Origin of the sequence: Streptosporangium sp. NPDC049376 (assembly GCF_044466505.1) — a bacterium.
In the GTDB taxonomy this organism is placed as follows: Bacteria; Actinomycetota; Actinomycetes; order Streptosporangiales; family Streptosporangiaceae; genus Streptosporangium.
In genome coordinates, this window is sequence record NZ_JBITMT010000007.1 from 19447 (window position 1) to 39315 (window position 19869).

The 19869-nt window shown below is 71.5% G+C and carries 17 protein-coding genes; 7 read left to right on the top strand and 10 right to left on the bottom strand.

Features of this window, described 5'->3' with window-relative positions; genetic code table 11:
* Positions 1–267: 267 nt before the first annotated feature.
* The gene (ctaD, locus tag ACIBVQ_RS19590; RefSeq protein ID WP_362911486.1) at positions 268–1941 is read right to left on the bottom strand and encodes a cytochrome c oxidase subunit I; all 1674 of its coding nucleotides are present in this window, start codon (positions 1939–1941) and stop codon (positions 268–270) included.
* A gap of 163 nt (positions 1942–2104) precedes the next feature.
* Between ctaD and ACIBVQ_RS19595 the strand changes: the two genes are divergently transcribed.
* The 5 genes from ACIBVQ_RS19595 (at position 2105) to ACIBVQ_RS19615 (ending at position 7768) form a co-directional block, all read left to right on the top strand.
* Positions 2105–3466, top strand: a complete 1362-nt coding sequence (locus tag ACIBVQ_RS19595) for an FAD-binding oxidoreductase (protein WP_399178956.1) — start codon at positions 2105–2107, stop codon at positions 3464–3466.
* 92 nt (positions 3467–3558) lie between these two features.
* The gene (locus ACIBVQ_RS19600) at positions 3559–5301 is read left to right on the top strand and encodes a serine/threonine protein kinase (protein WP_399178958.1); all 1743 of its coding nucleotides are present in this window, start codon (positions 3559–3561) and stop codon (positions 5299–5301) included.
* Between the two features lie 92 nt (positions 5302–5393).
* Positions 5394–6200 (top strand): enoyl-CoA hydratase family protein, encoded by an 807-nt coding sequence (locus ACIBVQ_RS19605; RefSeq protein ID WP_399178960.1) that lies wholly within the window; start codon positions 5394–5396, stop codon positions 6198–6200.
* A gap of 388 nt (positions 6201–6588) precedes the next feature.
* Positions 6589–7440 carry a helix-turn-helix transcriptional regulator gene (locus ACIBVQ_RS19610; RefSeq protein WP_362911489.1) on the top strand — a complete coding sequence of 284 codons (852 nt, stop codon included), beginning with the start codon at positions 6589–6591 and terminating at the stop codon, positions 7438–7440.
* Between the two features lie 67 nt (positions 7441–7507).
* Complete coding sequence (locus ACIBVQ_RS19615) at positions 7508–7768, top strand: hypothetical protein (protein WP_352011564.1); 261 nt, start codon at positions 7508–7510, stop codon at positions 7766–7768.
* 36 nt (positions 7769–7804) lie between these two features.
* Here ACIBVQ_RS19615 and ACIBVQ_RS19620 read toward each other — a convergent pair whose 3' ends face one another.
* The gene (locus ACIBVQ_RS19620; RefSeq protein ID WP_362911490.1) at positions 7805–8146 is read right to left on the bottom strand and encodes a hypothetical protein; all 342 of its coding nucleotides are present in this window, start codon (positions 8144–8146) and stop codon (positions 7805–7807) included.
* Positions 8147–8355: 209 nt separating this feature from the next.
* Between ACIBVQ_RS19620 and ACIBVQ_RS19625 the strand changes: the two genes are divergently transcribed.
* A complete protein-coding gene (locus ACIBVQ_RS19625) occupies positions 8356–9699 on the top strand; it encodes an FAD-binding oxidoreductase (protein WP_352011562.1) in 1344 nt (447 codons plus the stop codon).
* 35 nt (positions 9700–9734) lie between these two features.
* Here the strand turns inward: ACIBVQ_RS19625 and ACIBVQ_RS19630 are convergent, their stop codons facing one another.
* The 8 genes from ACIBVQ_RS19630 to ACIBVQ_RS19665 all read right to left on the bottom strand — a co-directional run bounded on the left by ACIBVQ_RS19630 (position 9735) and on the right by ACIBVQ_RS19665 (position 18702).
* Positions 9735–10391, bottom strand: coding sequence for a TetR/AcrR family transcriptional regulator (locus ACIBVQ_RS19630; RefSeq protein WP_399178964.1), 657 nt, complete (start codon positions 10389–10391; stop codon positions 9735–9737).
* A gap of 80 nt (positions 10392–10471) precedes the next feature.
* The gene (locus tag ACIBVQ_RS19635; RefSeq protein WP_399178966.1) at positions 10472–12592 is read right to left on the bottom strand and encodes a glycosyltransferase family 39 protein; all 2121 of its coding nucleotides are present in this window, start codon (positions 12590–12592) and stop codon (positions 10472–10474) included.
* The gene (locus ACIBVQ_RS19640) at positions 12589–13776 is read right to left on the bottom strand and encodes a glycosyltransferase (RefSeq protein WP_399179274.1); all 1188 of its coding nucleotides are present in this window, start codon (positions 13774–13776) and stop codon (positions 12589–12591) included. The genes ACIBVQ_RS19635 and ACIBVQ_RS19640 overlap by 4 nt, the downstream gene beginning before the upstream one ends.
* A 232-nt stretch (positions 13777–14008) precedes the next feature.
* On the bottom strand, positions 14009–15367 hold the full coding sequence (locus ACIBVQ_RS19645) for a sensor histidine kinase (protein WP_399178968.1): 1359 nt from the start codon (positions 15365–15367) through the stop codon (positions 14009–14011).
* Positions 15368–15370: 3 nt separating this feature from the next.
* The gene (locus ACIBVQ_RS19650) at positions 15371–16081 is read right to left on the bottom strand and encodes a response regulator transcription factor (protein ID WP_352011558.1); all 711 of its coding nucleotides are present in this window, start codon (positions 16079–16081) and stop codon (positions 15371–15373) included.
* A gap of 43 nt (positions 16082–16124) precedes the next feature.
* Positions 16125–16337: a ferredoxin gene (locus ACIBVQ_RS19655; RefSeq protein ID WP_352011557.1), complete on the bottom strand. Its 213-nt coding sequence runs from the start codon at positions 16335–16337 to the stop codon at positions 16125–16127.
* Positions 16334–17551 (bottom strand): cytochrome P450, encoded by a 1218-nt coding sequence (locus ACIBVQ_RS19660; protein WP_386195426.1) that lies wholly within the window; start codon positions 17549–17551, stop codon positions 16334–16336. Before ACIBVQ_RS19660 ends, ACIBVQ_RS19655 begins: the two co-directional genes overlap by 4 nt.
* A 254-nt stretch (positions 17552–17805) precedes the next feature.
* Entirely contained in the window at positions 17806–18702 is an 897-nt protein-coding gene (locus tag ACIBVQ_RS19665) for a LysR family transcriptional regulator (RefSeq protein ID WP_399178971.1), read from the bottom strand.
* A gap of 70 nt (positions 18703–18772) precedes the next feature.
* Between ACIBVQ_RS19665 and ACIBVQ_RS19670 the strand changes: the two genes are divergently transcribed.
* The gene (locus ACIBVQ_RS19670) at positions 18773–19837 is read left to right on the top strand and encodes a YeiH family protein (protein WP_399178973.1); all 1065 of its coding nucleotides are present in this window, start codon (positions 18773–18775) and stop codon (positions 19835–19837) included.
* The last annotated feature ends 32 nt before the right edge of the window (positions 19838–19869 follow it).

Sequence of the window (19869 nt, forward strand, 5' to 3'; positions counted from 1 at the left end):
GCGCCTTATGTACGCACCGAGCGGGACGTTAGACGAGAAGGTAAAGCAGGAGTAAAGCCGCTGAATGATGTTGTAAAACTGTAATGAATCATCACTTCACAGGAAATGGTGATGATTTCCACTATTTTTCTGTTGACAGCGCTTTCACAGCAGGTCAGCGCGGTGAAAGCCGGAAGGCGGGCCTCGGGGAACCGCTCCCACGGCTCCCCGGGCCCGCCGACGACCCCGAGTAGGGAATCCGGTGGCTCGCTCTCCGGCGACCCCGGTTCAGACCTCCTCGCCGGGGGCGGTCGGATCGAGCTGGCGCGGCTGCGCCTCGACCCTGGGGTACTTGAGGTCGAACGCGGGACGCTCGGACCTGATGCGCGGCAGCGAGGTGAAGTTGTGCCGCGGCGGCGGGCAGGAGGTCGTCCACTCCAGCGAGTTGCCGAACCCCCAGGGGTCGTCCACGGTCACCTTCGGCGCGTTCCTGGCGGTCCACCAGACGTTGTAGAGGAACGGCAGCGTGGAGACACCCAGGATGAAAGCGCCGACCGAGGAGACCAGGTTCAGGAAGGTGAAGCCGTCGGCCGGGCTGTAGTCGGCGTAGCGGCGCGGGAAGCCCGCCGCGCCGAGCCAGTGCTGCACCAGGAAGGTCGCGTGGAAGCCGATGAACAACAGCCAGAAGTGGATCTTCCCCAGCGTGTCGTTGAGCATCTTGCCCGTCATCTTGGGCCACCAGAAGTAGAAGCCCGCGAACATCGCGAAGACCACGGTGCCGAAGACGACATAGTGGAAGTGGGCCACCACGAAGTAGGAGTCGGTGACCTGGAAGTCCAGCGGCGGGGAGGCCAGGATGATGCCGGTCAGGCCGCCCAGGAGGAACGTCACCAGGAAGCCGACCGAGAACAGCATGGGTGACTCGAAGGTCAGGTGCCCCCGCCACATCGTGCCCACCCAGTTGAAGAACTTCACCCCGGTCGGGACCGCGATGAGGAACGTCATGAAGGAGAAGAACGGCAGCAGCACCCGGCCGGTGGCGAACATGTGGTGCGCCCAGACCGTGACGGACAGCCCCGCGATGGCGATGGTCGCGCCGACCAGGCCGATGTAGCCGAACAGCGGTTTGCGGCTGAAGACCGGGATCACCTCGGTGACGATGCCGAAGAACGGCAGCGCGATGATGTACACCTCGGGATGGCCGAAGAACCAGAACAGGTGCTGCCAGATCAGCGGCCCGCCGGTCGCGGCGTCGTAGACGTGCGCGCCGAGCTTGCGGTCGGCCTCCAGCGCCAGCAGCGCGGCGGCCAGCACCGGGAAGGCGATCAGCACCAGCAGTCCGGTGAGCAGCACGTTCCAGGTGAACAGCGGCATGCGGAACATCGTCATGCCGGGAGCGCGCATGCAGATGATCGTGGTGATGAAGTTGACGGAGCCGAGAATCGTCCCCAGGCCCGACAACACCAGGCCGACGATCCACAGGTCACCGCCCACCTGCCCGGAGAAGGTCGCGACCGACAGGGGGGTGTAGCCCGTCCAGCCGAAGTCGGCCGCTCCGCCGTTGGTGGCGAACCCGCCGAGCGCGATGATCCCGCCGAACAGGAACAGCCAGTAGCTGACCATGTTGAGCCTGGGAAAGGCCACGTCCGGCGCGCCGATCTGCAACGGCATGATCACGTTCGCGAACCCGGCGAACAGCGGGGTGGCGAAGAACAGCAGCATCAGCGTGCCGTGCATGGTGAACAGCGCGTTGTACTGGACGGTGTTGACGAGCTGCAACCCGGGATGCGCCAGTTCGGCCCGGATGACCAGGGCCATCACGCCGCCGATCAGGAAGAACACGAACGCGGTGATGATGTAGAGGTCTCCGATGACCTTGTGGTCCGTCGACGTCAGCCACGAGACGACCACCCTCCCCGCGCGGACGGGCTCGGCCGCGGCCCGCTGTTGCACAGTCGTCACAGCGAGGCTCCCTTCGGTTGGGCGACAGCCGTACGAATCGAGACTTCTCCTCACCTGGCCGTCACGTCACCACATTTGGCAGAACCCTCACCGAGCCTCGCCCGCATCATCACGTGACATCCCGTGTGATCCCCCCTCGGACCGGGCCCCGTACAGTCCCCCTGTGAGCGTTATCTCCGAACTCGTCGCCGCCCTCTCGCCGGAGAAGGTCCTGACGGACCCTGACGTCACCGACTCCTACGCGCGGGACAGGACCTTCCTCGAACCGGGCAGGCCGCTGGCCGTCGTGCCGGCCGAGACCAGGCAGGACGTGGTGGCCACGCTCAGGTGGGCCACGGAGCACCGGGTGCCCGTCGTGCCCAGGGGTGCGGGCAGCGGCCTGGCGGGCGGGGCGACGTCGGTCGAGGGCTGCGTCGTCCTGACGCTGCACAGGATGACGGCGATCAGGGAGCTCTCGCCCGCCGACGAGGTCGCCGTGGTCGAGCCCGGCGTGATCACCGCGGACCTGGACAGGGCCGCCAGGGCGCACGGGCTGATGTACGCGCCCGACCCCTCCTCCCACGAGATCTCCACGATCGGCGGCAACCTGGCCACGAACGCGGGCGGCCTGCGGTGCGTGAAGTACGGCGTGACCCGCGACTCGGCGCTCGGCCTGGAGGTCGTCCTGGCGGACGGGCGGGTCCTGGAGACGGGCAGGCGCACGGTCAAGGGGGTGACGGGCTACGACCTGACCGGCCTGTTCATCGGCTCCGAGGGGACGCTCGGGGTGATCACCTCGGCCACCCTGCGGCTGCGCCGGGCTCCGGCCGTCTGTCCGGCGACGATCGCGGCCGAGTTCACCTCGCTCAGGGACGCCGCCGCCGCGGTCGCGGCGATCATCGCGGCGGGGTGCCAGCCCTCCCTGCTTGAGATGCTCGACCGCACGACGCTCAAGGCCATCGACGACTGGCGCAACATCGGGCTTGAGGCCGGCACCCAGGCGATGCTGATCGCGCAGTCGGACGCCGCGGACGGCCCCATGGTGGCCGAGCGGATGGCCAGGCTGTGCGCGGAGAACGGCTCGCCCTTCGTCGCGGTCTCCTCCTCCGAGCAGGAGGCCGAGGAACTGGTCGGGGTCAGGAGGCTCGCCTACCAGGCCAAGGAACGGCTCGGCAAGTGCCTGGTCGAGGACGTGTGCGTGCCCCGCTCCGCGCTGCCGTACATGATCGAGAGGATCGAGGCCATCGCGGCCAGGCACGGGGTGCTGATCGCCACGGTCGCGCACGCGGGCGACGGCAACCTGCACCCGGTCTTCGTCTTCGACCGCGGCCTGGCGGAACCGCCGCCCCAGGTGTGGGCGGCGGCCGACGAGGTCTTCAGGGAGGCGCTCGGGATGGGCGGCACACTGACCGGCGAGCACGGGGTCGGGCTGCTGAAACGGCGCTGGCTCGCCCTGGAGGCGGGACCCGTGACCGAGGAGGTCCACCACGGGATCAAGCGGGTCTTCGACCCGCTCGGCATCCTCAACCCCGGCAAGGCCATCTGACGGGCGTCTCCGGCGCACCATCCGGACCACGGCTCACGCTGGTAGCGTTCTGCACCACATAACCCAATTCGTAGGTTTTGTCGGGGGGCATCGTGGTACAGCCGCTCACGTCGGGGGATCCTCCGCGGCTCGGGCCGTTCGAGCTGACCGGCAGGCTCGGCGAAGGAGGCCAGGGCGTCGTCTACCTGGGCAGGGGGCCCGCGGGCGAGCAGGTGGCCGTCAAGCTTCTCCACCACGGGCTCGCCACCGATCCCGAGGCCAGGACGCGCTTCCTGCGCGAGGTCTCCGTCGCCCGGCGGGTGGCGAGGTTCTGCACCGCCCCGGTGCTCCACGCCGACCTCGCGGGCAGCCAGCCGTACATCGTGAGCGAGTACGTGCCCGGCCCCTCCCTGCGTCAGCTCGTCGACCGGGAGGGCCCGAGGAGGGGCGCGGCGCTCGAACGCCTGGCGGTCAGCACCGCCACCGCCCTTTCGGCCATCCACCGGGCGGGCATCCTGCACCGGGACTTCAAGCCCGCCAACGTGCTGATGGGGCCCGAGGGGCCCGTGGTGATCGACTTCGGCATCGCCAGGGCACTTGACTCGCCGGGGACCACCGCGACGGGGACGACGATGGGGACGCCCTCCTACCTCGCTCCCGAGCAGCTCGGCGGAGGTGAGGTGACGGCGGCGGCCGACGTGTTCGCCTGGGGCGTCACGATGGTCTTCGCCGCGACCGGGCGGCCCGCGTTCGGCGCCGACTCCATCGCCGTGGTGATGAACCGCATCCTGACCGTCGAACCCGACCTGGGCGGTCTTGAGGGGCATCTGCGCGAGCTGGTCGCCGCCTCCCTGTCGAAGGACCCGGCGTCACGCCCGACCGCCGAGGAGCTGGTCAGCCATCTGATGGGGGCCACGGTCCCCTCTCCCGTCAGGAACGCCGCGCCCGCCGCCCCGGCACCGGCACCGGCGCCCGCCCCCGTGGCTCCACGGGGGCGGCGACGCCCCTCCGGGATGCTGCTCGCCGGAACCGCCGCGATCGTCGTCTTCGGCGCGACGGCGGGCGCCGTCGTGGTGCTGCAGGGCGACTGGGGGGCCGCCAGCACGCGGGCCGCGGTCTCCCCGCCCGTCACGGTGCGGTCGCCGTCGCCGGACCCCGTGCTCTCCCCCGCCGACCCGCCCTCCGCCTGGACGTCCGCGACGCCCCGCCCGAGGCAGCGCAGGAGCACCGAGCCCGTCGGCCGTCTCACCGCGGAGCCCGGCACGGCCCGGCCCCGGCAGCCGTCCGGCCCGCCTCGGGCGACCCGTGAGCCCAGCGCGAAGCCGACCCAGGACCCCACGCCCAAGCCCACGCAGAAGCCCACGGTCAAGCCCACCGTCGAACCGACCGTCGCCCCCACCGTGAAGCCCACCACGAAGCCCACCGTGAAGCCCACTGCGAAGCCCACGGTGCAGCCGACGCCCAAGCCGACGGTGAAACCCACGGTCAAGCCGACGCCGAAACCCACTCCGAAGCCGACGCCCAAGCCGACCCCGAACATCTACACCGCGACCGGTGTCTGCGGCTCCGGCTACAAGGTGATCGACTCAAGGGGGATCGGCGCCGCGACCGTCTACCTGCTCTACAACTCCGCGGCGGGCAAGAACTGCGTCGTCACCATGTCGAGGTACATGGTCCCCGGGAAGATCAAGATGAACGCGATCCTCCAGGTGAAGGGGGGCGCCTCCGGCTCGAACCCGGGCAGTTTCACCGCCTACGCGGGCCCGGTGCGGATCGCCGCCGTCAAGAAGTGCGTCATCTGGGGCGGCACGTACGGCACGGCGACCTGGAAGAGCGGCTGGAGCCACTGCGGCTGACAGGAGTCCCGCCCGCCTCGCCCCGGGCCGCGCCGGGTACCGTTCTGCGCGTCGGCGCCGAACCCGGGGCCGGGAGCGACCAAGGAGCGTGGATGAACACCGACACGGACCGGCCAGTGGAGCGCCTGGTGCGCAAGGAGGTGTCCGGCGGGATCGCCACGATCACCCTGGACTCCCCGCGCAACCGGAACGCGCTGTCCGTGCGGCTTCTCGGCGACCTGGAGGACCTGCTCACCCAGGCGCTCGCCGACGAGGAGGTGCGTGTCGTCGTGCTCACCGGGACGGGGCCGGTCTTCTGCGCGGGCGCGGACCTGAAGGAGCAGCGGACCGAGCCCGGCGGCGCGCCCGGGGCCCCGGTGACCGCCTCGTTCCCGGAGATCATGCGCCTGATCTGGGAGAGCCCGAAACCGGTCGTCTGCCGGTTGAACGGCACCGCCCGCGCCGGGGGTCTCGGCCTGGTCGCGGCCTGCGACTTCGCGATCGCCCCCGACACGGCGTCGTTCGCGTTCACCGAGGTACGGCTCGGCGTGGTCCCGGCGATGATCTCGGTGACCGTGCTGCGCAGGCTCGGCCCCAGGGCCGCGGCCGAGTACTTCCTGACGGGTGAGACCTTCGACGCGGCCAGGGCGCAGGAGATAGGCCTGCTGACCAGGGCGGTACCCGGGGAACTGCTCGACGAGACGGTCGCCCACTACGCCGGGATGCTGCTGCGCGGCGGCCCTGAGGCGCTGGCGCTCACCAAGCGGCTGGTGCGCGAGGTGCCCGCGCTGTCCTTCGAGGAGGGGACGCGGCGCATGGCCGAGCTGTCGGCGCAGCGGTTCACCTCCGCCGAGGGGCAGGAGGGGATCACGGCCTTCATGCAGAAGCGCGCCCCCTCCTGGGTGCCCGAGCGATCCTGAGCCGTACGGCGGCCGCGCGCCAAAAGTCCTATTAATCCCATATTTCACGAAATATGGGTATTTCGAGATTTGAAACCCTCATGCAACCTTCCGAAGTCTAGGATTGCGCGCAATTGTCCGAAGATGCTGGATTGGGGAAGGAATCAGTCATGCGTTCGCGCTTTCCGACCCCCTCCGGCCCGCGCCGCACCCCGGGAGACGGAACCAGGAGGCCGCTCGCCGGACGTTCCCACACATATTGATCACGATTGGGGAGACGGCTATGGCACGATCCGCGCGCTCGGTCTACCCTCGTGCGAACCATGCGGGAGATTCGACGGGCGCGCGGAACGGGCGAGCCGGTGGGCGCGCGGGCGCCCCGCCCCCCGCGATCCGCGGAGGAGATCGGGTGAGCGAGTTCCAGCAGGTCCGCACCGAGCTGGGCGCCCGGCTCAGGCAGCTGCGCGAGGCCGCGCAGCTGTCCGGCAAGGAGCTGGCAGAACGGCTGAGGTGGCAGCCGTCCAAGGTCTCCCGCATCGAGAACGCGCGGCAGACCGCCACCGAGGACGACGTCACCCTCTGGGGCCAGGCCGTCGAGGCCACCCCCGAGGTCGTCGAGGAGCTGATCGAGCAGGCCTGCGTCCTGCTGGAACGTCAGGACTCCTGGCGGCAGCGGCACCGTACCGGCCTGGCCACGCTCCAGGAGGACATCCGCGACCTGGAGTCGCGGACCCAGACGTTCCGGGTGGTCGAGCCCGGCGTGATCATCGGCCTGCTGCAGACGACCGAGTACGCCCGCAGCGTCTTCACCAGGATCAAACGCCTGTACAACGCGCCCGACGAGGTCGACGCCGCCATCAGGGTGCGGATGCGGCGCCAGGAGATCCTCTACGACCCGAGCAGGACGTTCCGGTTCCTCATGTCCGAGGCCGCGCTGCGTTACCGCCTGGCGCCGCCGGAGGTGATGTGCGGCCAGCTCGACCGGCTGCTCGCGGTCACCGCGCTGCCGAACGTGGAGTTCGGCGTCCTGCCCTTCGAGGCCCCGCTGCCCGCGGCCCCGATCAACGGCTTCTGGATCTACGACAGGGGGCAGGTGGCGGTGCCGACCAGGACCCGTGACCTGATCCTGCGCGACCCGGAGGACATCGCGTTCTACGAGCACAGCTTCGAGGAGTTCCATCAGGTCGCGGCCTTCAGGGAGGACGCCAGAGCGGTGATCGTCAAGGTATTGGAGGATTTCACACGACAATCTCGGGTTTAGTATCCGCAATTGCTTGATTAACCTCCCAAGATCGTGCAATTCTCTGTCGAGACGGAGGTGATGCACGATGCTGGACACGCTGTCTTGCCTTGAGAAGTTCGCCGCCGCGGCGCGGCAGCACGCCGATCTGGCCGTGCAGCGGGTCTCCTTCGACGACCCCGCCTACGTCTCGGTGCGCAACCGTTTCAGCAGCACCCTGACCGAGACCGTGACCTGCTCCCAGGACGGCGGGTTCATCACCTCGTGGGGCTACCGGCTCGGCAGCGCCGACAACATCGAGGACGCCGCCGCCCGGCTCGCCTTCCTGCTCGCCGCGCTGCCCGCCTGACCCCTCACCCGGTCTCCGGCCCCCGCCGGCGCCCCGTCAGCAGGGTCCCGGCGCCCTGGCGCCCCTGTTCCTGATCCAGCGTTCGAGGTTGCCCTCGCGCCCGCCGAGGATTCCCACGAGGTCCGTCCGGCCCTGTGGTCGCGCGTACAGGCACCATCTGTCGCCGGTGATGTCGCCGATCGTCCACGGCCGGTGACCCGCGGGCCCGGGGGTCACGGCGGACGGTACGGCGGGCGCCCGGAGACACAGGGTCCACGGCTCGCAGGAACGCCCGTCCGCCCGGGTGTCGGCCGCGGTCGCGGTCGCGGTGGCCCCCGCGGCCAGGATCACCAGCGCCGACAGCGTTCCCCTGATCCGCAGCCTCCGCAGGGCGTCCACTCCCGCCTCCCCTTCGAGATCGTCCCGGCGGGGCCGTCCCGACCGGCGGCACAAGCATGGCCCACTCCCCGCCTTCCCGGCGTCACGCCACGGAACTGTCCGTAACCGGCCAAATGGCGAACTCCCATTTGTGGTCGACCTCAAACCAACCCCAAGTCGTCTCCAAATCGGTCACGCCAGAGTCGGGGCATCGACCGAAGGGATAGATCATGACAATCGGGAACGACCTGCGGCGCGCGGTCAGGGGACAGGTGCTCGCCTCGGGTGAGGAGGGCTTCGACCGGGCCAGGGCCGCCTGGAACCTGGCCGTTGACCAGCCCGTCCTGGCCGTGGTCGAGGCGCGGGACGCCGCCGACGTGGCCGCCCTGGTCCGCTACGCCCGGCTGGCCGGGCTCTCGGTCTCCGCCCAGCCGAGCGGCCACGGCGCGACCGGCGACGTCGAGGGAGTGATCCTGCTGCGCACCGGCGCGCTCGGCGGTGTCGAGGTGCGGCCCGAGGAGCGGCTGGCCCGGGTCGGGGCGGGCGTACGGTGGGCCGAGGCGCTCTCCGCCGTGAGCCCGTACGGCCTGACCGGTCTCGCGGGCAGTTCCACGGCGCCCAGCGTGGTCGGCTACACCCTGGGCGGCGGGCTGAGCTGGTTCAGCCGCCGTCACGGGCACGCCGCCGACTCCGTCCGTGCCCTCGACGTCGTGGACGCCGAAGGGGAGGCGTTCCGGGTGGACGCGGACTCCGACCCCGAGCTGTTCTGGGCCCTGCGCGGCGGCGGCGGTGACTTCGCGCTGGTGACGGCCGTCGAGTTCGACCTGCACCCCGCTCCCCACCTGTACGGCGGGCGCCTGATGTGGCCCGCCGAGCGGGCGGGCGAGGTGCTCGCCGCCTTCCGGGAGGTCACCGCCTCGGCCCCCGAGGAGCTCTCGGTCTGGTTCACGCTGCTGAACTTCCCCCCGTTCGACTTCCTGCCCGATCACCTGCGCGGCAGGTCGATGGTGACGATCGACACCACCTTCCTGGGGGAGGCGGCCGAGGGGCGCGACCTGCTGCGCCGTTTCGAGGCGATCGGCGGGACGGTCTCCGACACGCGGGGGCCGCTGCCCGTCGCCGCCTTGGGGGACGTCTGCGCCGAGCCGTCCGACCCGGCGCCCGCCCTCGGGCACGCGGAGCTGCTGACCGGCCTGGACGACGCGGTGGCCGGGGCGCTGCTGTCGGAGCCCATCGCCCCGCTGGTCAGCCTTCAGGTCCGGCACCTGGGCGGCGCGCTCGCCCGTCCGGTGCCCGGCGGCGGCGCCTGCGGCCATCTGACGGAGCCCTACTCGCTCTACATGTTCGGCGTCACCCCGGGCCCCGAGGCCACGGCCGCCGTGGAGACCCGGCTCAAGGAGATCGCCGGGAAGTTCGTGCCGCACACCAGCGGGCGCAAGCCGTACACCTTCCTGGGGGTCGGGGAGCGTGCGGCGGCGGCCTTCCCCGGCGACGTCCTGGCCCGGCTGCGTGACGTCAAGCGGGCCCGTGACCCCCGTGGCGTGCTGCGCGCCAACTACCCGGTCCTCGGCTGATCCCCCGCTGAGGCGGCGGTGAGGGAGGTGAGGGGTCAGTCCTCGGGGGCGGGAGACTGCTCCTCGAAGACGGCGGGGCTCAGACCGACCTCGCGGGCCGCGGCGACCCTGGCGTGGTGCAGCAGCCTGCTGCGGGACATGCCGCCCGCGTGCAGGGTGTAACGGACCACCAGGCCGTCGAGCATCCCGTCGATCCGCTCGGCCGCCCCCTGGGGGTCGTCGCAGGTGAACTCGCCCGTCTCGGCCCCCTGTGAGATCACCCCGGCGAGGATCTCGATCCAGGCGCCCTCAAGCTCCAGCAGGATGGTCCTGACGTGCGCCTCGCGCACCCCGACGGCCCAGGCGTCGAGCCAGAGGATCCAGCTCTGGTCGGAGCGGGAGGCCGGGATGTAGAAACGCAGGACCCGGTCGAGCCGCTCGACGGCGCCGCCCCGCTCCGCCGCGATCTCCCTCAGCCGCTGGATCTCCGACTCGCTGGTGCTGCGGAGCATCTCGGTGATGAGGTCGTCCTTGGTGGCGAAGTGATAGTGGATCAGCCCGCCGCTCACGTTGGTGGCCTTGGCGATGTCCGCGACACGGGTGCTGGCGAGCCCGCGCTCCAGCACCACCCGCCGGGCGGCCTCAAGAAGCTCGGCCCGGCGCTGGTCGGCCTGGTCCGCGCGGCTGCCGCGCGCCCCTCCTCCGCTCTGCACTGCGCAAGACTACAGCAGCGGGCACCGGGGCCCCGTACTACTTGACTGGCCGCCCAGTCAAGGGGCCCCGGCCCCGGTCGTCAGTCTCCGCAGCGGTAGAGCGACCGGCCGTCCCGGGTGCCTCCGCCGTACTCGGCGCCGTACTCAGCGGGGGCCACGACGGCGCAGTTGGCGCTCACCCACGCGGTGACCTCGGAGCCTCCCGAGTCGGGACCGCCCCGGCCGCCGCCGGGGATGACGTAGCGCAGTTCCCCCGAGGCGACCAGCGCCGTGAGCCGCTCGACCGTCATGGCGGGGTCGCCTCCGACGAAGCCGCCCATGGCGATGACCGGCAGGCCGGTGGACAGGATGGCCGAGGAGGCGCCCTGCGCGCTGCTCACCGCGACCAGCCAGGCCGCGCCGCCCATGTTCTTCCTCAGGTAGGCGATCGTCTTCTCGCTCATGCCGCCTCCCGGCCCGCCGGGGAAACCACCGGGAAGGCCCTCGGGAGAACCCTCGGGAGGATCCTTGGGCAACCCCTCGGGGAGGCCCTCCGGACGGTCTCCCCGGCCGCCGCCGGGGAACCCTCCCGGAAAACCACCTCGCATCCCGCCGAACCCGCCGGTCTGCGGCCCCGCGGTGGGGTTGGTGCCGTTGACCGCGGAGCCGAGCGGGGTCAGCGCGTACGCTGCGGGACCCGCCAGCCCGGTGAACAGCGCCGCGACCACGCCGGACGCCGCCAGGAGCCGGGCGCGGCCCCGCGGGGATCCGGGCCTCAGCCCGGACGACGTCCCGGACAGCGCTCCGGACAGCGCTCCGGACAGCGCCGTGGCCGCCACCGCGACCGCCGTCACCCCGGCGACCGCCCAGGCCAGCCAGGGCACGAAGTCCGGTGTACGGCGCAGCACCGTGAACGCCCACGCCCCGGTGACGGTCAGGGCGGCGGGCAGCACCCAGGCCCAGGAGCGCCGGGTCCGGCCCGCGTGCCACGACAGCACCCCGCCCAGCCCGGTCAGCGCCGCGACCGCCGGAGCCATGGCGGTGGAGTAGTACGGGTGGAAGGTGCCGCTGGAGAAGCTGAACACCGCGTAGTGGACCGCGAGCCAGCCGCCCCACAGCAGCAGCGCCACCCGGGCGGGGCGCAGGCGGGCACGGACGGTGAACACCAGCCCGGCGGCCAGGGCGACGGCGGCGAAGGGCAGCAGCCAGGAGATCTGCCCGGCCATGACGTCGTTGAACAGCCGTCCCGCCCCGGACGCGCCGCCGAAGCCCGCTCCCCCGAAGCCACCGCCCCCGGGGCCGCCCTCCCCCGGACCGCCCCCGGCGAAGTCCTGCCCGAGGATCCGGCCGAGGCCGTTGTAGCCGACGACCAGGTCCCGGACGGAGTTGTCCGTGCTGCCGCCGATGTAGGGACGATCTTCGGCGGGCCACAGGTCCACGACCACCATCCACCAGGCGCTGGAGACCACCAGCGCGGCGCCCGCGGCGAGCAGGCGGCCGAGGCGGCGCGGCACCGTTCCGTGGGCCGTGGCGAGGTAGACGAGGGTGAAGGCGGGCAGCACCAGGTAGGCCTGGAGCATCTTGGTGTTGAAAGCCAGGCCGACGAGCACGGCCGACAGGACGAGGGTGCGGGTACGGCCGGTGCGGATCGCCTCCTGGCAGCACCAGGCCGCCAGCACCAGCAGCAGCACCAGGACGGTGTCGGGGTTGTTGTCCCGGTTGATCGCCACGGTGATCGGGGTCAGCGTCATCACCAGCGCCGCGATCAGCGCGGCCGCGTGACCCGCCGTACCGGGCAGGGCGCGCCGTACGGCCGAGTGCGTCACGCCGACGGCGGCCACGCCCGCGACGGCCTGGGGCAGCAGCAGGCTCCAGGTCCCGAACCCGAGGACCCGCGCGGAGATCCCCATCACCCACAGCGCCAGGGGCGGCTTGTCCACGGTGATGAACGACCCGGCGTCCAGTGCCCCGAAGAAGAAGGCCTTCCAGCTGCGGGTGCCGGACAGCACGGCCGCCGAGTAGTAGGAGTTGGCGTAGCCGTTGCGGCCGAGCGCCCACAGGTGCAGTACGGCGGCCAGCGCCAGGACCGCCCACAGGGCGGGACGTGCCCACCGGGGGTCGCCGGGGGCGCCGAGGAGGATCCGGCGCGGCCTTCCGACCTTGGCCGGGGGCTGCGTGACAGGGTCGTCGATGACGGGTGAGTCGTTCCCCGTGGTGGTCATCGGCCCGGCCTCCTCGTGCGGCGCGGGTTGAAGACCCAGGTGCGCAGCAGCAGGAAACGGATCAGGGTGGCCAGGGCGTTGGCCACGACGACGGCGGTGATCTCCGCCGCGGCCGGGGCGCCCGGTGCCAGGCGGTTCAGCAGGGCCAGGCCGCCGGTGCTCAGCAGCAGACCGGCCAGGAAGGCGAGGCCTCCCTCGAACTGGTGGCGCAGCGCGCCGGCGCGGCCGGTGACGCCGAAGGTGAAGCGGCGGTTGGCCGCGGTGTTGGCCACGGCGGTGACGAGCAGGGCGACGGCGTTGGCCGCGACCGCGGGCATCACCAGCCGCAGCAGGACGAACAGCCCGAGGTGGGCCAGGGTGCTGACCGCGCCGATCACCGCGAAGCTGGGCAGCTGCCCGGCCATGCCGGTGGGCAGCCGGGCCCGCTGGACCCTCGGCGGCACCGGGATCCCGGCCGCGCCGGACAGGGTCTTGCGGGTGACCCTGGCCATCCCCCTGAGGTCGTCCAGGACGGTCCTGAGGATGTCCACCCGGCTGTCGGGGTCGTCGGTCCAGTCGACGGGCACCTCGTGGATGCGCAGGCCGTGCCGTTCGGCCAGCAGGAGCAGCTCGGTGTCGAAGAACCACTCCTCGTCCTCGACGGCGGGCAGCAACGCCTGGACGACCTCGGTGCGGGCGGCCTTGAAGCCGCACTGGGCGTCGGAGAAGCGGGCTCCCATGGCCGAGCGCAGCAGCAGGTTGTAGGTCCGCGAGATGATCTCCCGCTTGGGGCCCCTGACGACGTTGGCGCCCCGGGACAGCCGGGTTCCGATGGCCAGGTCGCTGTGCCCGGACAGCAGCGGGGCGACCAGTGGCGGGAAGGCGTCCAGGCCGGTCGAGAGGTCGACGTCCATGTACGCGACCACGTCGGCGTCACTGGCCGACCACACCCTGCGCAGCGCCCGCCCGCGTCCCTTGGCGTCCAGGTGCACGGCGTGCACGTGGGGCAGCTCCCTGCCCAGGCCGACGGCGATCTCCCAGGTGGCGTCGGTGCTGGCGTTGTCCGCGATCGTGACGCGGAAGCCGTAGGGGAGGTTTCCCGACAGGTAGTCGTGCAGGCGGCGCACGCTCTCGGCGAGCACCCGCTGTTCGTTGTGCACGGGGACGACGATCTCGACCAGCCGGGTGCGCACGGGCGCGGACATCTGCTTCACGCTGCCTCCCATGGGTGACGACTCGGATCTCTCATGTCCCCCAGGCTCATCGGGGGACCTTGGGCGATCCTGAGCCGATCGTTAACGACCGGTGAGAAAACCGGCGGACCCACGGACGAGGCGGGACACCCCGAGACAACCGGGAAGCCGTCCCCGCGAACCAGGCCCCTTTCTCGGGACTTTTCAGGAAATTTCGGGACAAGTGGTGGGTTGAGAGCCCGGGTCAGGCCAATCCCGGGGAGCCGGGAAGCCGTACCCTGGCCAGGACACCGCCGTCCTCCGCGTTCTCCAGGACGACCTCTCCCCCGGCGTCCCGTACGGCCTGCGCCACGATGGCCAGTCCCAGCCCGGAGCCCGGCATGCTCCTGGCCGACGAGGAGCGCCAGAACCGGTCGAAGACGTAGGGCAGGTCCTCCCCCGCTATGCCGGGGCCGTGGTCCCTGACGGACAGCTCCCCCGCCGCGAGCCGTACCAGGACCGGGCCCTCGGAGAACTTCACCGCGTTGTCGAGCAGGTTGACCACGGCGCGTTCCAGGGCGGCCCGCTCCCCCCGCACGTACCACGGTTCGAGCTCGACCCGGATCGGGCTCTCCTGGGCCCGCAGCCTGGCCCTGCGCACGGCGGTCTCGACCACCTCGTGGAAGGCGACCTCGACGTGCGGTTCGTGCTCGCTCTCCGAGCGCGACAGCTGCAACAGGTCTCCGACCAGCGTGGACATCTCCTCGAACTGGGCCTTGAGACCGGCCAGCAGCCTGCGTTTCGGGGCGGCCCCGAGCGGGCGGCCGGTGTTCTCGCTGCGCAGCAGCAGGTCGATGTTGGTGCGCAGGCTGGTGAGCGGCGTGCGCAGCTCGTGCCCGGCGTCGGCGACCAGCCTGCGCTGGCGCTCGCGGGAGGCGGCCAGGGCGGTGGTCATCGCGTTGAAGGAGGCGCCCAGGCGGGCGATCTCGTCGGTTCCCTCGACCGGGAGGCGGGTCTGCAGGTCCTCGGTCCTGGCGACGTGTTCGACGGCCGCCGCGAGGCGGCCGACCGGGCGCAGCGCCGTACGGGAGACGAACAGACCGGCCGAGGCCGCGCCGACCACGCCGAGCGCGGCGACCCCGGCCAGTATCCAGGCGAGCGTGGTGAGGGTCGACTGGAACTCCGCCAGCGGCCGGGACTCCATCACCGCCAGCCCCGAGCCGACGCTCCTGACGAGCACCAGGACCGGGGCGCCCTCGTCCGTCACGCCGTCGCGGAAGTGCTGCGTCCCCTCCGGCGCCTTCGCCACGGCCTGGTCGCCCGGCACGAGCCGAACCCCGGTGTAGCCGATGACGCACCTGACGCCGCCGGTGTCGATCGCCTGCAGGAGCTGGAAGCGGGGGAAGGGCGGCTGGTGCTCGGGAGGGGGGCTCGCGCAGCTGCGTTCGATCCACTCGTTGCCCTGGGGGCCCTTGGGCGCGTTCAGGGAGCGTTCCATCTGGTCGAGCAGCTCGGACCTGACGATGAACCAGCAGACGGCCGCGCACACCGCGATCGCGACCGCGACCGCCGTCGCGACCAGCAGGGTGAGCCTGGAGCGCAGGGAGCGGCGTTTCCCTCTCACGGCTCAGGAGGCCCGCAGCACGTAGCCGACGCCGCGGACGGTGTGGATCACGCGGGGCAGCCCGGAGCTCTCGGTCTTGCGGCGCAGGTACATGACGTAGACGTCGAGGGAGTTGGAGGAGGGTTCGAAGTCGAAGCCCCAGACCTGGCTGAGGATCTGGTCACGGGTGAGCACCTGGCGGGGGTGGAGCATGAACAGTTCGAGCAGGAGGTACTCGGTCCTGGTCAGTTCGAGCGCTTCGCCCGCCCTGGACACCTCCCGGCTGGCGGTGTCCATCCGCAGGTCGCCGTAACCGAGCACGGCGTCGCCGTCGTCGTGCGCGGCGGAGGCGGCCAGCGCCCCGCGTCGCAGCAGCGCCCTGACCCTGGCCAGCAGCTCGTCCAGTTCGAACGGCTTGACCAGGTAGTCGTCGGCCCCGGCGTCCAGCCCGGAGACCCGGTCCCCGACGGCGTCGCGGGCGGTGAGCATGAGCACCGGCACGTGGTTGCCCGCCGCCCTGAGCCTGCGGCAGGCGGTCAGCCCGTCCAGTCTCGGCATCATCACGTCGAGCAGGACCAGCTCGTACGGCTCCCGCCGCAGGACGTCGAGTGCGGCCTGACCGTCCTGGGCCAGGCCGACCCGGTAGCCCTCGAACTCCAGGCTGCTCTGCAGCGCCTCCCTCAGCGCGGGCTCGTCGTCAACGACCAGCACCCGCGCCGTCTCACCGTCGCCCATGCCCCCAACGGTAGACCGCTCTCATGAGAGACGGATGAGGACCTCAGCCGTCCTCACGCAGGCTGAGCGCCCTGGCCGGGCAGAGCCGTACCGCGTGACGGATGCCGTCGGCGACGGCGGTACCGGTCTCGGTCTCGGTGTCGCCCACCACCCTGACCAGACCGTCGTCACCGGAGTCGAAGACCTCCGGCGCGGCGAGCACGCACTGCCCCGCGCCGACGCAGCGCTCCCTGTCGACGACGATCCTCGCGTTCACCACGCCACCGGCAGCTCACGGACGCCGAAGATCGCACCGGCGTACTTGAACGGCAGGTCGTCGTCGGCGCCCACCACGCGCAGGCCGGGAATCCGTTCGAAGAGGGTGCGGTAGGCGATCTCCAGCTCGGCGCGGACGAGGTTCTGCCCGAGGCACTGGTGCACGCCGTACCCGAACGCCATGTGGTTGCGCGCGCCGCGCCGGAGGTCCAGGTCGTCGGGCCGGTCGAAGACGCGGGCGTCCCGGTTGGCCGAGGCGCCCAGGACGAACAGGCCCTCACCCGCCCTGACGACCTGGCCGCCGATCTCCACGTCCTCGGTCGCGACCCGGTCGAAGCCCACCCAGTCCACGATCGAGAGATAGCGCAGCAGTTCCTCCACCGCCGTCGGCCAGCCCGCCGGGTCGTCGCGCAGCGCGGCGAGGTGACCGGGGTTGCGCAGCAGCGTCAGAACGCCGAGCGAGATCATGTTGGCCGTGGTCTCGTGCCCCGCCACGAGCAGCTGGATCGTCATGCCGACCAGGGCGTCGTGGGAGATCTCCTCGCTCTGCCCGGCGGCCGTCACGAGCCGACCGACGAGGTTGTCGCCCGGCTCCCGCTCGGCCTTGGTGACCAGGACGTCGAGATACTCCCAGACCTCCGCGGCCGCCGTGACGGCCTCCTGCGTCGAGCTGCTGCCGACGGCGATCATCGTGTTCATCCGGTCGCGGAAGAAGTCGCCGCCCGCCTCGGGCAGCCCGAGCATCCTGCAGATCGTCAGCGACGGCACGGCCAGCGCGAACGCCTCGACGAGGTCGGCGGAGGAGCCCTGCTTGAGCATGTCGTCGATGAGCCGGTCGACGTCCTCCTGAATGCCGGGACGCATCTCCTTGACCTGCCGGACGGTGAACTCGGGGATCAGCAGCCGCCGGTAGAGAGTGTGCCCGGGCGGATCCATATCACCGAAATGTCCCTGCTGATACTTTTCCCGAAAGCGCAGTTCCTCCTCGGAAGGGGATTCGATCACCAGGGCGGCCATCGGATGTCCCGGATTGGTTGGATTAGTGCTGATTCGGGGGTCGATGAGAACCTGCTGCGCCTCGCTGTGCCGGGTCACAAGCCAGACCTGGCCGCCGGGAAGTTCCGCCCTGACCAGCGGACCCTCCTCCCGGAGGCGCGCGTACTCGGGCGGCGGCTCGTACGGGCAGGTACGGGGAACGGGGAAACTCTGGGTCATAAGGCTTACTCCTCACGGACCGAGCCACTCCACTTACCACATGAAAGTAGGGACGGGGGCAATAGCCGTCAAGGTATGACATAAACCAGAAAGTGCATAATGGCAATAAATGTCCGGCAAATCTATATAAGAGGACTAATTCAGCAGGTAGATGGTTTTGTTCGCCGAGTGGGGCGGCTGATTCGCCCGCGGCGCTCCGGTGTCCATACCAGGGCCGGACACCCTTCCCGGAGCCGCACGGCGAAGGGAACACCTCACTCCCGTGCGGTCGCCAGGCTGATCCTCAGCAGCGTCGCCGCCGGTCCCGTCGGCGTACGGCCCCGCCGCCAGATCGCGCGCAACCGGCGTTCGAGGTCGATGCCCTTCGTCACGACCTCGATCAGGCGTCCGGTGACCAGCTCGCCCTCGACGGCGTAGCCGCTGAGCACCGCCGGGGCGGCCCCCTCGCCTGCCGCCCCCTTGACCGCGGCGTTGGAGCCGAGTTCGAGCCGGGGCGCGGCCACCTCGTGCCCGACCAGCGCGCGGTCCAGGGTCTCCCTGGTCCCCGAGCCCCGCTCGCGGACGACCAGCGGCGTCGCCGCGAGCTCGGCCGCCAGCAGCGCCGTACGGCGGCGCGCCCACGGATGGCCGGGCGCGACCACGACGACGAGCCGGTCGGCCGCGACCACCCTGGAGGCCAGTCCCTGCGGGACCGAGGGACCCTCGACGAAGCCCAGCTCGATGCCCGCGCCGACCAGCCTGGCGACCTCCGCCGAGTTCTGCACGTCCAGCCCGACCTGCACCTGGGGCTCGCGGGTCTGCAGCTCCCCGAGCCAGCGCGGCAGGAGGTACTCGGCCACGGTCATGCTCGCCGCGATGTGCAGATGGGCCTCCCTGCCGTGCCGTACGGCCCGCGCGCCGCGCATGAGCTCCTCCGCGGCGGCCAGCACCTGCGACGCCCAGGCCGCGATCATCACGCCCTGCGGGGTGAGGGTCGAGCCGCGCGGGGTGCGTTCGAGCAGGGGCAGCCCGAGGCGGCGCTCAAGCAGCATGATCCGCTTGCTCGCCGACGGCTGGGCGATGCCCACCGCCCTCGCCGCCTGACCGAGACTTCCCAGGCGTTCGACGTCGACGAGCAGCCGCAGGGACTCCAGGTCGGGCAGGTCACTCATAGCCCTAGGCTATGACCTTCCAGGTAGAGCGCGGCTACCGGCCACCCCTGTCCGGTTTGAGACTCGGAACATGTCCCTCTTCCCGCTCTCCGCCTCCCCTCGCCACCGGCCCCCTGCCGGACTCCTCGCGGGCCCGCCCCAGGTCGTGGCGGTCCTGCGTCTCCTGCCCGGCCTGGCCCTGACGGCGTGCGCCGTGGCCGTCGCCCAGTGGGCGGGCCGCGCGCTGCCCGGGGTGAGCCCGGCCGTGGTCGCGGTGGTGCTCGGGGTCACGCTGGGCAGCCTCACCACGCCGCCCGCCGTGTTCGGCGCGGGCCTGCGCTTCGCCTCCCGCAGGCTGCTCCGCCTGGCGATCGTGGTGCTCGGACTGCAGGTCGCGCTGCCCGAGGTGCTGGCGCTCGGCTGGCGGCCCCTGGCACTGGTCGCCGTCTCGACGGTCTGCACGTTCGCCCTCACCCGGTGGATCGGCCCGCGAATGGGGGTGAGCCCGCGCAGGTCGCTGCTCATCGCCACCGGCGTCTCGGTCTGCGGCGCCGCGGCGGTCGCCGCCATGCATGAGGTGGCCGACGGAGACGACGACGACGTGGCAGGCGCGGTCGGCGTCGTCGTCCTGTACGGCAGCGCCGCCCTCGTCGTCCTGCCCGTGGTCGCGCGGCTCGCCGGGCTCTCGCCGTACGGGCTCGGCCTGTGGGCGGGCGCCTCGGTGCACGAGGTCGCCCAGGTCGCGGCCATAGGCGCGACCGCCGGGGGCGGGGTGCTCGCCTGCGCTGTCATGGTCAAGCTGGCCAGGGTCGCGCTGCTCGCCCCGCTCGTCGCCTTCACCTCCCTCACCCTGCGCCGCCCGGCCTGTGACCGCAGCCGTGACCGGAGTGGGGTACGGCGCCCGCCGCTGGTGCCGCTGTTCGTGCTGGGTTTCCTGGCGGCGGTCGCGGTCAGGAGCCTGGGAGTCGTACCCGGCGGGGTCGTCGAGATCGTCCCCCAGGTGACCGCGCTGTCGCTGGCGGCGGCGCTCTTCGCGCTGGGGACCGGGGTGGATCTCAGGACGCTGGCGCGCGGTGGCCGTTCCCTGGCCCTCGGCGGGCTGGCGACCGCTGTCATCGGCGCTATCTCACTGATCGGCGTCCTCGCCATCGGCTGATGTCCCGGTAGACGCCATCCGATATCCCCCGT

Bases quoted from the DNA above. Each gene is read 5' to 3' on its own strand.
- ACIBVQ_RS19665 (WP_399178971.1), bottom strand. From the start codon at position 18,702: ATGAGTGACCTGCCCGACCTGGAGTCCCTGCGGCTGCTCGTCGACGTC.
- ACIBVQ_RS19670 (WP_399178973.1), top strand. From the start codon at position 18,773: ATGTCCCTCTTCCCGCTCTCCGCCTCCCCTCGCCACCGGCCCCCTGCC.
- ACIBVQ_RS19615 (WP_352011564.1), top strand. From the start codon at position 7,508: ATGCTGGACACGCTGTCTTGCCTTGAGAAGTTCGCCGCCGCGGCGCGG.
- ACIBVQ_RS19660 (WP_386195426.1), bottom strand. From the start codon at position 17,551: ATGACCCAGAGTTTCCCCGTTCCCCGTACCTGCCCGTACGAGCCGCCG.
- ACIBVQ_RS19635 (WP_399178966.1), bottom strand. From the start codon at position 12,592: ATGACCACCACGGGGAACGACTCACCCGTCATCGACGACCCTGTCACG.
- ACIBVQ_RS19650 (WP_352011558.1), bottom strand. From the start codon at position 16,081: ATGGGCGACGGTGAGACGGCGCGGGTGCTGGTCGTTGACGACGAGCCC.
- ACIBVQ_RS19605 (WP_399178960.1), top strand. From the start codon at position 5,394: ATGAACACCGACACGGACCGGCCAGTGGAGCGCCTGGTGCGCAAGGAG.
- ACIBVQ_RS19625 (WP_352011562.1), top strand. From the start codon at position 8,356: ATGACAATCGGGAACGACCTGCGGCGCGCGGTCAGGGGACAGGTGCTC.
- ACIBVQ_RS19640 (WP_399179274.1), bottom strand. From the start codon at position 13,776: ATGTCCGCGCCCGTGCGCACCCGGCTGGTCGAGATCGTCGTCCCCGTG.